Genomic DNA, 14,538 nt, shown 5'->3' with positions numbered 1-14,538 from the left:
GCGGGTCGCTCTCTTACCTATGTTATTCTGTTAATAGAGGTTAGGAGGTAGTAACTGCTATGAAAAACAAAGCTGAACAATTACAAAAAAAGATGGCTGACTACCAGCGTTTTGGTTTTATTTTGTTGGCAGTAAGCACATTCTTCTATTTAGGATTAGTTCTTCCAGTCGAAGATAAAAACTTAATCCAATCCATTACACTAGGAATCGCATCACTAACTTGTTTAGGTTTTACCGCACTTATGTACAATGTTGTGAGAAAGTGCAAGGTGCAATTACAAGAACTTACTAAATAACAATTAATTTCACATACCGTCCCTAAAATAGGGGCGGTATTTTTGTTTTTACAGAATGGAAATAGGGGTATGAATACGGAATAACCATTCCCGGTCATAATAAGTTTTAACAATCTAGAGAGAGAAAGAAGTGGTTTTTTGGGTATTATATGGGCACTTATTACAGCTGTATGCTGGGGAAGTATCGTATTAGTGAGTGAAAAGCTTGGAGGTGATTTCCACAGCCAGACCTTTGGAATGACACTAGGAGCATTGCTATTTTCAATCGTCGCATTTTTTATTGTACAGCCTGATCTTAATATGGCTGTGATTGCAATTGGAGTTGTTTCAGGAATTTTTTGGGTGATCGGACAGCGGAATCAATTTGCAAGTGTTGACTACTTAGGTGTTTCTAAAATCGTGCCGTTATCAACGGGAATGCAATTGTTTGGAACTACTCTTTTTGGAGTCTTGGTTTTTCAAGAATGGAAAACCACAACAGAAATTATTATAGGGATATTAGCTATCTGTGCAATTATAGCAGGAGCATTGTTAACATCACGCCGCAGTAAAAAGGGGAACGAAAAGGATAATCAAAATTTCAAAAAAGGTCTAACGATCCTTTTAATATCAACGGTTGGATATGTTACTTACGTCGTTATTATTAGATGGTTTGAAGTGAACGGATGGCAGGCAATATTGCCACAAGCAATCGGGATGTTTCTCGGAGCCCTTGTTTTATCACTTAAACATAAACCCTTTAATAAATATTCGGTGCGGAATATCTTAACTGGTCTTATCTGGAGCACTGGAAACCTGACTTTGCTTCTTGCCTTGCCGCTGATCGGTATTGCAACTAGCTTTTCTTTATCTCAAACAGGCATTATTATTTCGACACTTGGCGGAATATTTATTCTCGGTGAAAAACGGAGTAAAAAAGAAATTATTTGGGTTATATCAGGATGTGTTCTTATCATTTTAGGCGGTGTGATGCTTGGGTTTACAAAATCGTAAAAGGAGTGGTTTAGAATGTATCCAGATTTAAATGGAAAAACAGTAATTATAACAGGAGCAGCAACAGGTATTGGAAAAGCATGTGCGATACGATTTGGTCAAGAATCAGCAAATGTAGTCATTAACTACCATTCAGATAAGCAAGTTAAGGAAACTGAAAAGATTATTGAGGAAATTAAACATAGCGGCGGAAATGCAGTTGCCGTTCAAGGGGATGTAACAAAGGAAGAAGATATTAAAAATCTTATTCGTTCAGCCGTAGAAACGTTTGGCTCACTTGATATCATGATCAATAATGCAGGAATTGAAAATGAAGTACCTTCCCATGAACTGACTTTAGAAGATTGGAACAAAGTCATTTCTACCAACCTGACAGGTCAATTTTTAGGATGCCGTGAAGCTCTCGACTATTTTCTTGAAAATGATATTCAAGGCTCGATCGTTAACATGTCAAGTGTGCATGAAATCATACCTTGGCCTCACTTTGTCCATTATGCTGCCAGCAAAGGTGGAATAAAGCTAATGACACAAACACTTGCATTAGAATACGCTCCCAAAAAAATACGTATTAACAGCATCGCCCCAGGTGCAATCAATACACCGATAAATGCAGAGAAGTTTTCAGATCCAAAGTTAAAAGAAGGAGTATTGAAGCTAATTCCGATGGGGTACATAGGAGAACCCGAGGAGATTGCAGCAACAGCCGTATGGCTCGCATCAACCCAGGCAAGTTATGTAACAGGACTAACATTGATTGCTGATGGCGGAATGACGCTTTACCCAGGGTTTCAGGCAGGAAAAGGCTGAAAAAAACACGTCCTCTTATTCAGGAGGACGTGTTTTTGTTACACTATCAGAAAGTATAACTTGTTAGCACGATGATATTCGACGTGGCAACAAGTTTAGGTCGAAAGTATAAGTGCAACTAAGGCTGACGCGAAACATCAGCCAAGTTTTCTTTATAACAGAATGCCTGTCAGTGTTCCAATACATAAAAGAATTCCAAAAGCCATATGAAGCATGGCAGTTAATCCGAGAGCTTTGTTCAGCTGCTTTGCTTCCCAAGTGGAGACTGCAATCTGCAGTCCTTTTATTGCAATAGGGAGCGTTATAGCTGCAATCAGACTCCAAACGGGTAAAATATTTAAAAGAACTAATGCAATTAAACTAACGTACGTACCAAGCATCAAAATATAGTACTCAATCCGGGAAGCTTTTCTGCCGATCAATCCGGCAATTGTTGTTTTTCCGATCTGTTTATCTGTATCAAAGTCTCTTAAATTATTTGCATGTAGAATGGCCATTACAAGCATAGCATTGGGTATTGCTGCCAAAAAGATTTCCATATTCAGATTAAGTGTTTGTGTATAAAAAGAACCGACGACCGCTAAAATTCCCAGTGTACTTCCTGAAGCTACCTCACCTAATCCGTTATATGCTAATGCATAACGTGTAGCTGTATAAAAATATCCTACCAATAGTGAAGGAATACCAATAAAAAGAACAACAGGTCCAGTTATTGCTGTTAAAATTAATCCAATCATAATACTCAGGCTAAAGAATATAAGTCCTGTTATATATACTTGGCGAGGTGTCATTTCTTTTCGGTCTATTACACCGGACGGACTTAAAGAACCAGGAATATCTGCTCCTTTCATATGATCAAAATAATCATTTACAAGGTTTGTGCCGCATTGTAAACATACAGCTCCTAAAAGTGTAAGTAAGAAAGCAGTCCAATTGATGCTTGTCCACTGTAAAGCTAAAATCGTTCCAAATAGAACTGGTATGACAGACGCCGTTAATGAAAAAGGTCTTGTAGAAGCGAAAATGACCTTAGGATGAACCATTTGTGTTTCCCCCTTTACGATTATTATTATAATAAAAGTTTGTGAAACTGTACACATAAATAACTTTAGAAAATAAACCCCAATTTTAAAAAAAGAAGGAAACTTTTTAAGAGAATTGAATATCCTTTTAAAGGCTTTAAAATAATTCTTTACAATACTTGGTAAATTGTGTATAATTTGCTAAGGAAAGTAAATGAACAAAAAGGAGGTTGAACACAATGATTTTAAAACTACGCAAAACAAACCAACTAAATAAAAATTTACGTTCGACCGCCCTTTGGAGCAGTATGTCTATTTAATTTGTTTAAAAGACACCGCGGGTCGAATGCCTGCGGTTTTTTTATAACCATTTTTGCACCGCAGGTATTAATCTGCGGTGTTTTTTATATTAAAAATGTAAAGGAGGAGATTGCAATGATAATGATAGGAATTACACTGCTGACTTGGCTGGTAACGGAGAAAGACTCGACCTAACCGAAAAAATAAATTAACTATTTAGGAGTGAATAACTTTATGTTTACATTACATTTGTTTTTTATAACGATTACCTTTTCAATCAAAAGAAACCATAGATCAGAAGAACAATACGTTTATGATAAGAGAGTAAAATCTCTATATGATCGGGCTAAAGAAAAGGCATCATATAATATTTCTTCAATGCTTTAAAAAAAAGATAAGCGCCCTCCGCAATAAGTGGATCGGCGCTTTTATTTTAATGCTGAAGGAAGAAAGTAAGAAAGGTTATCCGTGATGCGATTTCCTACACGATATCCGAAAGCACTTGGTTGTCCGTTAATGATAAAGGTCCCGGTCATCCTGTGTCCCTCAATCGTTCCCTTTTGCGATTGGAATTTCATTGTTGGCAGAGGAACATATTTCTGATAAACACTTGTATATTGTTCATATGTTGTATGTTTGTCTTGATCCAGCAGCCTGCCTTTTTCATCAAATATCCGGACCGTATCACCTTCACGTCCAAAAACCGGCTTTTGCACAAACATCTCATTATTTTCTAGGAAAAGATCAGGTTCTAAATAGGTAGGCAGAAAATATCGAGCGATCCATTCATGTTCTTCTTCTGTAAAATAAAGCGCTCGTTCCTCGTGTAATCCCCAGATGACTGCTAATACAGCTTTGCTCTGTAATAAAAATGCTGAAGGCGGATTTATTATTGCAAGCTTATTTTGAATAACAAGATCAGTCAGGTGCAAACCGATTTCTTCATCTGTCACAACATCTCTATCCTGAATAAGCAATTCAATTGGAAAAGTTTGCCGGTACAAAACATCGATCTTTTTACCTTCTGCATCATAGAGGCCTTCATTTTTTCGGATAATAAGCTGATCCAAAGGGATATATTGAGACGGAAAACCTGATAACTTTTTCAAATAAAGGACTGTTTGCTTATCTTCTATATTTTCATCATGAGATGTAAAAACAATGTTTGGAGAATGTGAGGTTTTTAATCCCCGGTAAGAAGTAAGAATGGCTGAACGAACAGCACGTTTTAATTCATCTTCCTTTCCAGCATTAGGATTATTACTCTCAAAATGTTTTGAAATAAGACCGTTTACCTTAAAACATTCATATATAAAAGTAGGTGTATCACTGTTAAACTCCATTACTTTGTGTCCTTCAAGAGTTTCGATAGAGTCTATTCTGCCGATCACTGTTTTGGGTAGCGGTGTTTGAAACCGGAGGAACGGAAAAAGTGAATCAGGAAAACCTAAAAGCCTTAAAGTATCATCTTCAAGATTTTGAAGAAGTGCGGTTGTTTTAAAAAGAATATGACTCGCTCTAGAACCAAATTCCTTAACGGAATCTACTTTTTCTTTATCAATAAAGTATGGCTCATACAGCGCATATTCTTGCCCGTACATATCTGCCCAAAATTCAGGGATCTGCTGATAGAATTTTTTTCTTTCTTCATTATAGTTCATAATAATAAAAAACCTCCGGCGATACATACATTCATGTAAACTGATATCATAAACATAACAAAATATAAAAGGGATGAGAATATTGGAATTAACCTATTACATAGAAAAAACGGCTGGATATGAACCTTTCTTAACCTATAAAATACCTGAGAACATGCACAATGATGAAAAATATGCGAGACAGTTATGTGAATTTTTTGTTACTGGACACAAAGAATATGAACTCCAATCAAATGAAATGAAAGGAAGCGAAGAGATCTTAATCGTAAAAGAAAAAGGTCCTGCTAGACGTTTTTCTGATGAGCCCAGTTATAAGGGACGAGGTATATTTTTAGAGTTCAGGCAATACAACAGTACAGGTGATATGCCTCTATTACATGTACAGGCATTGAACAGCCATTGGGATGTTATGAGATATCTTTTAAAAGATGTAGTAGAGATACCAAGACAAGGTCAATTCTTAAGAGATTCAGCAGAAATTGATGAAGACCGTTCAGTTTACGTTATGTATGTCGGAGAAAAAATATAAGCATGCGGCAAAAACCGCATGCTTTTTATTTTAATAGGTAAGACATTGTGCGATAACCCATCCAACAGAAAGGCTAAGGAACATAACCAACAGTCCGACTGCTTTGTTATCTGCATCAATGGCTTTCGATATACTGGAACGAATCGCCAAGTGCTCAGCAATAAATAATGCTAGGATTTGTGCGATGATTCCTACTGCTCCCCAAATAAGAAGATCGATTATGCTCAGTGAGTTAGCGATTGAAGACCCGATTACAAAAGCAAGACCAAACAACCGTCCTCCAAGCGATAGCGCAGCAGCTGTATTCCCTTTTCCGATCAACTTGAGTTCTTTTGTTTTTGTCGATAGTTCAAAGATTATAAATCCTGCAAATAAAAGTCCGAGGCCTGTAGCCGCATATAACGCAAAATTTAAAAATAAGTTCATCTTTACAACTCCTTAATTTTTATCCGCCAAAACCTTTGTTGCTCCCAAATCCAGTACTTCCGCCTTTAAAGCTGGAGCTGTTTTTGTAAGCTTTATATTTAGAGTTTTTCAATAAGCTGCTTGTTCCGCTGAAATATCTTCCGCCAAAAAAATAATATCCAAAAAAACGGGAATTTGTATCATCACATTCATAGACACCGTCATCTTCATCCCATTCCCAATCCTGGCACTCAGTGTCTGTTGGTTCAGGAGGAAGCTCTTGAGCCTGGTTGTCATTACAGCCTGAAAGCATAACAGCTACAGAAGCAGATGAAACACCTGCAATAAGTTTTTTCGTTTTATTCATGTTTTCACCCCATTCAAGCCTAATTATAGTTGCAATACGAAGTCTTGAAAACCATTTATTTCTATTATGTTCTATTAAATAAAAAGGTTTCGTGTCATTTTTGATGTACAGACACACCCAAGCCCAGCTTCGCATAAAGATATAGGAGTAAGTATGTCTTGGAGGTGCTGTTATGTCATTAGTAGGTGTGTTGGCCTATTTTTTTAAAGAAGTTATGCTCTTTGTATCATATGTAAAAAACAACGCTTTTCCCCAGCCACTGTCTGAGAATGAAGAAAAGCAGTACTTAAAAGATATGGCAAACGGTGATGAACATGCAAGAGGTCTTTTGATTGAACATAACTTACGGCTTGTGGCTCATATCGTGAAAAAGTTTGAAAATACCGGGGAAGATACCGAAGATCTTATCTCCATTGGTACAATAGGGCTTATTAAGGCAATCGAGAGTTACTCCAGAGGTAAGGGTACAAAGCTTGCAACTTATGCTGCGCGCTGTATCGAGAACGAGATTCTAATGTCATTAGTAGTGCGTTTAAATTTGGAAGAAGAAAAGATGAGGAGTTATGTTTTTTCTTAAAATAATTATATCACATAAAAACTTTTATCATTTTCAAATCTTACATATTAAGTTATTCCACAATACCAGCTAATAGAAGGTCAATAGATAAGCCTAAAAAAGTTTAAAACGACATGTTACAATAATAATGAACATACTAAATAAACTTCAAAAACATGAATTTGAAGTTATTGTAATTAAAGTATTTTATTGGTCTGTATTTAAACCTTAAATACCTCTTTACGATTTAATAATGCATAAATCCAATGGATAAGCTTGTTTGCACAAGCAATGATAGCCACTTTATGCGGTTTTCCTTCTTCGCGCTTTTTATCGTAATAAGCTCTTAGTTTTGGATTGCGATTCTTCGTTATTCCACACTGCACAGCTGTATAGAGGGTTTGCCGAAGGCGTGTAGATCCTCTTTTTGTGATTTTGTTGATGGTTGCCTTAAACTTACCTGACTCAAAAACGCTTGGGTCAATTCCTGCGTAAGCAACCAACTTCTTTGGGTGATTGAACTGATCGATTTCCCCAATTTCGGAGATGATTGTGGCGGCAATCTTTCCACCAATACCGGGGATTGATCGGATAATCTCATATTCCTCAAATTCTTCTGCCAGGGCATCTATCTCTTCAATTAGTTGGGATAGGTGCCTTTGGTATTGAAGAAGAATTTGAATGTACATGGTGAGACTAGTGATATGACTCGTATATAAGTTACGTTTAAAGGGGTCTCTCTCGGCTGCTTCCTTTAGCTTATAGGCTTTCTCTTCTGCCCACTTATAAGAGCGTTTAGCTCCTTGTTTCAGAATCACTTCAGCGATTTGATCCACTGTTTCCTCCTTCACACCTTGTGGTGTTTGATATTGGAGTAACGTTGCTAATGAGGTGGGCGAATATAGGGCTCCGAAAACCTTTTTATATTCAGGAAAAACTTGATCTAATATTGTTAGAAATTGAAGCTTTGTTTGTACGTAGGTTCCTGTCAAAGAGTCGTGTTGACGTGTTAAATTTCGCAAGTTCATTATCCTAATACTCTTTTTCTGGAAAGGTTTTAGGTCCTCGTTTTTGTAATAAAGCTCACCTAAGTGAAAGGCATCAATCGCATCAGTTTTGACTTTTCTTAAACTAGCCTTTTTTGCTTCATATGAAAGAACCGGATTGACGAGATAATAAATGATCTGCTTATCCTCTAAAAACTGTAAGACAGGTTCATGGTAATGCCCCGTCGATTCAAAAACGACTGCCGGAGGTAGACCTGCAACTTTTTCAACTTCTTGATAAAAGCGATAAAAATCGTGTAGCCCCAAAACATTATGCTCAAACGTAAAGCTTTTCTGTAAGGATTCTTCTTTTGTAAAAAGGCTTGTACTTGGGTTTTTCCTTTTGCGACATCCAGGCCAATGACCGGATCCATTCATTATCACATCTCCTCTTTTGTTTTAGCCGGCAGCCCCTGTTATAACTTGTAGTTTCATAGCTTCGCTTTTTATAAGGGATCACGGTCCCAACCAGCCTCAAACATGTTTCTACAAGTAGGGGTGGACAGTATTGCGGACGGGATCTTGCTCCCCCGGGCCAGAACGTCCTCCCCCGGCTACCTAAAGAATAACCTATAAATAGGCTAACCAGATGGAACTGGTTAACCTTATAATACGAACGGGCCAGATTGTGGAGTAACTAAAAATATATTTTTAACATCTGAATTTGTTCATTTATAAGAAAAAGTAATTAGTTAAAAGAAACAGAATAAATTAATCGTCAAAAAAATTACATACGTATATCATTGTAAATTTATAGTGCATTGCTAAAATTTTTATAATTATATACAAATTCAGGAAGGAGAATGCTTTTGAAAAAGCCGACTTCTTAACTAAAAAGGGAGGAAATAATAATGAATCTAAAAATGGTTTTAATTCAAAATGTATTTCTTGTTATTGGTGTAGCGGCGGTTTTTGAATTTTTTAGTATTGAAAGACTTTATTCTATGGTTTAAAAGCCGTGAAAATGGCTTCCGACTTCTTGATGGAGACCATATCGCATTAGATTTTTTAGGAGTTTCATTAAATGAAGAAGGTATCCATTGGCCACATGCCATGAATGCAGGATATGTATTTTTGATAGTCGGTATATTTTTAATATTAGCATCAGTTGGTTTTCTTCTGAGGATAAAAAAAGAAATAACTAAATAACATTACAAACCCATAATTATACAATAAAAAGGTCAACCAGAAATTCTGGCAACCTTATATTACGATCGGGTGCTTTCTATAATAAGAAATGTGCCCTTTATTAATAACTTGGATCAGAATGTTGAAAAAAGAAAGAAGAAAAGCTTTTGGTTAGCCTTTCTTCTCCTTTGCTAGCTTCTCCCTATCTTTAGTTCCAGGTGGCTGTTCAAGCCAATGATGTTTTATCATAATATCTGCTCCACTTTTGGCGTATTGGGCAATCTCGAATGATAATCGTTCATAATTCAGTGCTAAATCATTACGTTGGCTAGCAGCAGCAGCAGTTGCATAATTCCCAGTACCAGCAGAACTTAATAATGCTATATGGAACATTATTAATTTATCTGAGAATGTTTTGGTAGTTGAATTACTAACACATGCATCAGGTAAACGGGGTGTTACGATATCGTTTTCAAGCAAAATAGAAGAAAAGATTTTTATATGTTTATTGGAAATTTCCTTTCCCCTTAACATGAAATTTTGAATTTCTTTTGATGGTGAGGTTTGAGCAAAACTAAGACATAAATTAACACCTATCGCATTTGTTAAAATATTCATATACAAATGAGATATTTCCAATGCGTTTAATGGTCGTTTGTTAGTAAATGGATTCAATCCACTTAAATATTTTTTACTATCCACATAATCGGTTTCTTTAGGAACCTCTATATAAGGAAATCTGGCAAGTATACCTTTTGAAAGGGCAATTTTATTAGTTTGATTATGAAGAGTGGATGTATCAATTAATCCTTGGGTAAAGAAATGACTTATGTCTTCTCTTATACACATAGAGATAAAACCACTAGATGCTAATAAACCAACTTTTGCCATATGATTTACATATGTCAAACAGAATACATTAGAAAAAAGAAAAGGAGCATCCATATTCACGTCTTGTTCAGAAAAACCGTTAGGGACTGCATACTGTTCCTGTTCAAATATGCTAAGTAATTGATCTAACTGATTTGATGCTATATCATATGCAGATTTTACAGCAGCTTTTATTTCTAAATCTTCAATGTGTTTCAGCATAAATCTTAAGATTAATGTAGACATAGAATTATTCATATACGAAGTCCAAAGACAAGCTATTTCAGCTGAGGTTAAATAAATTTTATTTTCATTCATAATGTAAACCTCCTGGGAAGTTATTGCGAAGCATGCAATTTTATGATTCCCTTTTATGAATACATTATGTCTATGAGCGTGATTTTATAAGATTTCTTATTAAACAATCGGGTGCATGTGCGGCCGAGCCTAGGTCGTATCATATAACGGGTGGGATTCCCGTCGAGTAAGAACTAGCCATTCGCTCGTAGCGAGTCTTGGAGGACTAAAGGTAACTTTAGTTTTTAAGCGTAGACAGTTAGGTAGCGGGCCGAAAGCCAACTGGTTGAAGGGATTGAGCTCCATAATGATTGTAAGTCGAGAGGGCTGATGCTTTATGCACAGCAGAAAGCTACATTTTAACTTTCGTTAAAGGCAAGAAGGGTAAAACCTCTCTGGAGTCAGAGACCTTGGCACGTTATACATTGATATGATACGGCAACTCGGGAGACCCTACCGGTCTTTTCTTTTTTTTTTAGAAGAGTATGGTGTACAAGCGATAATAAGCAAGGAAACCAAATGTCGATGTAGGGAGTCGGATAGCAGCGTAGTACCAATGAAGTTGGGTAATGCCGATGGAGGAAAGGCTGCTACCAGTTATCACCCTTACTAGGGACACATTTACTACACACAGAGGTAGGTATACTAAATGGAAACAAAACTACTAAGGATAGCAGAATTAGCAAAGTCTGATCCTAAAATGAAATTTACATCTCTTGCACATTTATTAAACAATGGAGCACTAACTCAATGTCATCACGAATTACCCAACAAGAAGGCAACCGGGATTAAAGGTACGACTAAAGAGCAATACAGTGAAAGTTTAGAAGAAAATATAGAGGAATTAGTAAGAAGACTTAAAAGCAAAAGCTATCGTCCTGTTCCAGTAAGGAGAATGTATATTCCAAAGCTCAATTCAAACAAGAAAAGACCACTAGGAATACCGGAACATGAAGACAAGGTTGTTCAAAAAGGCATTACGAAGATAATGAATACCATCTATGAAAATGATTTTCTAGACTGTTCCTTTGGATTCCGCCCAAACCGTAGTTGCCATGATGCTTTGAAAATACTGAACTTCTATATTGAAAAGAGGTCAGTAAATTATGTAGTAGATGTCGATATTAAAGGATTCTTTGACAACGTTGACCACAAGTGGATGATGGAGTTCTTAAAACTGCGAATCACTGACCCTAACCTACTAAGAATAATTGGTAGGTTTCTTAAAGGTGGATACATGGAGGAAGGTAAGAAATACAAAACAGACAATGGCACACCGCAAGGTGGAGTAATATCTCCCGTATTAGCCAATGTGTATCTCCATTATGTCCTTGACTTATGGTTTGAGAAAAAGGTCAAGAAACAATGCAAGGGACAGGCATATATAGTAAGGTATGCAGATGATTTTGTGTGCTGTTTTCAACATCAGAACGAAGCTCAGGAATTCTTCCAATCATTAAAATGTAGATTAAAGAAATTTAACTTGGAAATAGCCGAGGATAAAACCAAAATTATTCCCTTCGGGCGGTTTGCCGAAAAATATGAAAAGCAAAAGGGAAATAGTAAACCAGCAACCTTTGATTTTCTAGGCTTTACACACTATTGTGGGAAAAGTAAACAAGGGAAATTTCGGGTGAAACGGAAATCGAGCAGAAAGAAAGTCCAAGGTAAATTAAAAGAGTCTAAAGAATGGCTGAAGAAGAATAGGAATAAAGATATTCATATGATCATGGATAGATTTAGACGCTCGCTTATAGGTTATTACAACTATTATTGCATCACTGATAATATCCTAAATGTTAGCAACTTCAAAGACAAAATCGAGAACTTACTGTTTAAATGGCTCAATAGAAGAAGTCAAAGGAAATCCTTTACATGGGATAAATTCAAACTATTTCTTGATAAACATCCACTACCTTCACCAAGAATTAAAGTGAATATATATGAATTAAGAAAAGAGATTAGCTACATTCTGTGAATGATGACTAGGAGGAGCCGTGTGCATTAATAGTGCAAGCACGGTTCTGTGAGGGGATGGAGTACAATTACCGTAAGGTAGAAAGGCTCCGTTCTACTCGACTTCTTCAAGAAGGAGAAGTGCACTTTTTTATTGAAGTAAAGATTACTTAAAATTATTATAGGAAGAGGAATAAATAATGAGTATCTTTATATCCGTTATATCATTGGTTTATTTCGGGATATTTGTATGGCTAATTTTTTCGACACTTGTAGATATTACTGAACAGTTGAAAGAACAGAATGGTATTTTAAAAGAATTGGTTCGAGAGAGAAAAAACAATTAAATACTAGGTTATTACAACACATTTTAGTCATTATAAATATTCAACAATCGGGTGTTTTAATGGAATAAGTATATAAGAAAACGACCTGAAATAAATCTGGTCGTTTTGATTTTTTTTACACATATCTAATTACAGTGTATTTTATCTGCTAATTAGTATGTGATTTATACTGTTTTTTTACTTTGTACTCCAAAAGAAAACCCGTTAGAAAAACAAGGGGTTTCTCTGCAAGCTAAAAGCTCTAAGGGATGATTCCTTGGAGCTTTTTAACTGCTTATGTTTGGCTTGGGACTTTGATCGCTTTGATCATCTGTCGAATTGAACCGAGATGGTAGGCGGAGTGAGCGATCGCTCCCAATAGACCATTCGATGTCTGTTCATCTAAGGAGTCAAGTGAATCAATCTTTTTAAGTAGTGTTGTGTATTCTTGTTGAAGTTCTTCATTAAATTGTGCCCATGTGATTTTATCAACGTTTGTGATTTTCCAAGATGCTTCCCAGTCCTTACTTGGTTCTTCTCCATTTAAGTAGGAATTCGCAACCCATAAGTAATAACGGGTATGATCCGTTTGTGCGGCGGTTGTCGTACCATTGACAGGTATCGAAGCATCTTCTGCCGATAATTTTCCAAGCGTTCCGAATAAACCACTACCAGGCTTCGCTTCTGTGTACCAGCTTGCGTTTTCTTCAGGTCCATCAAATGTTTCCTTCAACAATGTTCTAACAGCTACCAACATCGGATTGTCCATCTCAGTACCTCCTGAATTTGTTTTTAACCATCAAAAATACTTTAGATGGTTATAGATTAACCTAGTTGTTTCTAACTGTCAATATGTATTATGATGGTTATAGTAAAGGAGTTTTGATCATGTCGGAAACGAACCCTTATATGATGGTCGGAGAACGTTTGTGTATGGATTTCATCAATACTGTCAGTTGGCGGGAAAGTGGTGAGAAAAGGCGGGATTGGTTTACGAGTTACGTCAAATTGGTCGACTGGTGCATCCATGCTGAAGTTTTGACCGGACAACAAGCAAAAGCTCTTCTTTTAGAAGCGGAGGAGAAACCGTCTGAAGCGGAAGTTGTTCTGAAGCAGGCAATCGAAATGCGGGAAGTCATGTATCGAATCTTTAAGTCCATTTCAAAGGAAACATCGCCCCACCCGCCAGACCTAGAACGTTTCAATGAATCTGTGAGCCACTTTTATCAAACTTTGCAAGTAATCCATGAAAAGGATTATTACACTTTGAAGTTCAAGCATACCGAGAAAAACTTGGACACTATGCTCTCTCCGATTTTGCAATCTGCTGTAGATTTACTCGTTTCTAAAAACGACCTAGAACGAGTCAAACAATGTGAGGGAGACCCTTGTGGATGGTTATTCTTCGATACGAGCCGGAACCGGAGCCGCCGCTGGTGTTCAATGGCCGATTGCGGCAATCGTGCCAAAGCACGACGATTTTACCAAAAAGAAAAGTGACCATACTCGGTCACTTCCCTTCGATAGGTGCTGTTCATTTTTAGAAAGACTTTGAGTGCGGTATCCAGTTGAAAAACAATAATCTATATTACAATTATTCATTAACTGTTGTATTACTTAGTGATCCAGCTGCCAAATCAGGCAGCTTTTCTTATTGGCTAAAGGACAGTATTCCTGTTATGAACTAATATAGTTGTATTCAACGAACAGGTGCATTTCTCCAATAAGGAGAAGTGCACTTTTTGTTATATAGGGTTGTTATTTAAATCAATTTCAACTTACTTACCTATAATGGATACTTCTTCATCAAAAAGCTTTCCCAGAAAAACCGGGGTTGTAAAGAAATTATTTCACATTCTTCTTTAAATGCTCCAATTGAAAGGACATAAATTTTTTTAGTGTTTAAGCAATATTCTAAAGTTAATCATATTGAAACAAGAATAATCAAACCTTTTATGTTCAAACTAACTTTAGAGGTG

15 protein-coding genes and 2 pseudogenes are annotated in these 14,538 nt (G+C 36.5%); 10 read left to right on the top strand and 7 right to left on the bottom strand.

Going from position 1 to position 14,538, the window contains the following annotated elements; genetic code table 11:
* Window positions 1-59 precede the first annotated feature (59 nt).
* The 3 genes from M3196_RS04060 to M3196_RS04050 all read left to right on the top strand — a co-directional run bounded on the left by M3196_RS04060 (window position 60) and on the right by M3196_RS04050 (window position 2,096).
* Window positions 60-296: a YrhC family protein gene (locus M3196_RS04060; RefSeq protein WP_251320953.1), complete on the top strand. Its 237-nt coding sequence runs from the start codon at window positions 60-62 to the stop codon at window positions 294-296.
* Between the two features lie 138 nt (window positions 297-434).
* Window positions 435-1,289, top strand: coding sequence for a GRP family sugar transporter (locus M3196_RS04055; protein ID WP_251320952.1), 855 nt, complete (start codon window positions 435-437; stop codon window positions 1,287-1,289).
* A 15-nt stretch (window positions 1,290-1,304) separates the two neighbouring features.
* Entirely contained in the window at window positions 1,305-2,096 is a 792-nt protein-coding gene (locus M3196_RS04050; RefSeq protein WP_251320951.1) for a glucose-1-dehydrogenase, read from the top strand.
* A 152-nt stretch (window positions 2,097-2,248) separates the two neighbouring features.
* Here the strand turns inward: M3196_RS04050 and menA are convergent, their stop codons facing one another.
* A complete protein-coding gene (menA, locus tag M3196_RS04045; protein WP_251320950.1) occupies window positions 2,249-3,139 on the bottom strand; it encodes a 1,4-dihydroxy-2-naphthoate octaprenyltransferase in 891 nt (296 codons plus the stop codon).
* 513 nt (window positions 3,140-3,652) lie between these two features.
* Between menA and M3196_RS22175 the strand changes: the two genes are divergently transcribed.
* Entirely contained in the window at window positions 3,653-3,805 is a 153-nt protein-coding gene (locus M3196_RS22175; RefSeq protein WP_425310974.1) for a YrzI family small protein, read from the top strand.
* A gap of 41 nt (window positions 3,806-3,846) precedes the next feature.
* Here the strand turns inward: M3196_RS22175 and M3196_RS04040 are convergent, their stop codons facing one another.
* Window positions 3,847-5,079, bottom strand: a complete 1,233-nt coding sequence (locus M3196_RS04040) for a glutathionylspermidine synthase family protein (protein WP_251320949.1) — start codon at window positions 5,077-5,079, stop codon at window positions 3,847-3,849.
* An 82-nt stretch (window positions 5,080-5,161) separates the two neighbouring features.
* On the opposite strand from M3196_RS04040, the gene M3196_RS04035 reads away from it, so the two are divergent.
* Window positions 5,162-5,608: an RNA helicase gene (locus M3196_RS04035; protein WP_276531234.1), complete on the top strand. Its 447-nt coding sequence runs from the start codon at window positions 5,162-5,164 to the stop codon at window positions 5,606-5,608.
* Window positions 5,609-5,638: 30 nt separating this feature from the next.
* On the opposite strand, the gene M3196_RS04030 is transcribed toward M3196_RS04035, so the two are convergent.
* Window positions 5,639-6,034: a DUF350 domain-containing protein gene (locus M3196_RS04030; protein WP_251320947.1), complete on the bottom strand. Its 396-nt coding sequence runs from the start codon at window positions 6,032-6,034 to the stop codon at window positions 5,639-5,641.
* 19 nt (window positions 6,035-6,053) lie between these two features.
* Complete coding sequence (locus M3196_RS04025; protein ID WP_251320946.1) at window positions 6,054-6,380, bottom strand: aminotransferase yhxA; 327 nt, start codon at window positions 6,378-6,380, stop codon at window positions 6,054-6,056.
* Window positions 6,381-6,552: 172 nt separating this feature from the next.
* Between M3196_RS04025 and M3196_RS04020 the strand changes: the two are divergent.
* Window positions 6,553-6,903: pseudogene (locus tag M3196_RS04020) on the top strand (sigma-70 family RNA polymerase sigma factor); the annotation flags it as partial.
* A gap of 254 nt (window positions 6,904-7,157) precedes the next feature.
* Here M3196_RS04020 and M3196_RS04015 read toward each other — a convergent pair.
* Window positions 7,158-8,356 (bottom strand): annotated as a pseudogene (locus tag M3196_RS04015) (IS110 family transposase).
* Window positions 8,357-8,894: 538 nt separating this feature from the next.
* Between M3196_RS04015 and M3196_RS04010 the strand changes: the two are divergent.
* Window positions 8,895-9,131 (top strand): hypothetical protein, encoded by a 237-nt coding sequence (locus M3196_RS04010; RefSeq protein ID WP_251320945.1) that lies wholly within the window; start codon window positions 8,895-8,897, stop codon window positions 9,129-9,131.
* Between the two features lie 150 nt (window positions 9,132-9,281).
* Here M3196_RS04010 and M3196_RS04005 read toward each other — a convergent pair whose 3' ends face one another.
* Window positions 9,282-10,298, bottom strand: a complete 1,017-nt coding sequence (locus M3196_RS04005) for a DUF3231 family protein (protein WP_251320944.1) — start codon at window positions 10,296-10,298, stop codon at window positions 9,282-9,284.
* A 628-nt stretch (window positions 10,299-10,926) separates the two neighbouring features.
* On the opposite strand from M3196_RS04005, the gene ltrA reads away from it, so the two are divergent.
* Entirely contained in the window at window positions 10,927-12,255 is a 1,329-nt protein-coding gene (ltrA, locus tag M3196_RS04000) for a group II intron reverse transcriptase/maturase (protein ID WP_251320943.1), read from the top strand.
* 178 nt (window positions 12,256-12,433) lie between these two features.
* The gene (locus tag M3196_RS03995; RefSeq protein ID WP_251320942.1) at window positions 12,434-12,580 is read left to right on the top strand and encodes a hypothetical protein; all 147 of its coding nucleotides are present in this window, start codon (window positions 12,434-12,436) and stop codon (window positions 12,578-12,580) included.
* Window positions 12,581-12,854: 274 nt separating this feature from the next.
* Here M3196_RS03995 and M3196_RS03990 read toward each other — a convergent pair whose 3' ends face one another.
* Entirely contained in the window at window positions 12,855-13,328 is a 474-nt protein-coding gene (locus M3196_RS03990; RefSeq protein ID WP_251320941.1) for a hypothetical protein, read from the bottom strand.
* Between the two features lie 119 nt (window positions 13,329-13,447).
* On the opposite strand from M3196_RS03990, the gene M3196_RS03985 reads away from it, so the two are divergent.
* Window positions 13,448-14,059 (top strand): CGNR zinc finger domain-containing protein, encoded by a 612-nt coding sequence (locus M3196_RS03985; protein ID WP_251320940.1) that lies wholly within the window; start codon window positions 13,448-13,450, stop codon window positions 14,057-14,059.
* Window positions 14,060-14,538 lie beyond the last annotated feature (479 nt).

This window comes from Fictibacillus nanhaiensis (assembly GCF_023715445.1).
In the GTDB taxonomy this organism is placed as follows: domain Bacteria; phylum Bacillota; class Bacilli; order Bacillales; family Fictibacillaceae; genus Fictibacillus; species Fictibacillus nanhaiensis_D.
Note: the sequence above shows the minus strand (reverse complement) of the source record. Positions and strands in the feature narration are given on the sequence as shown.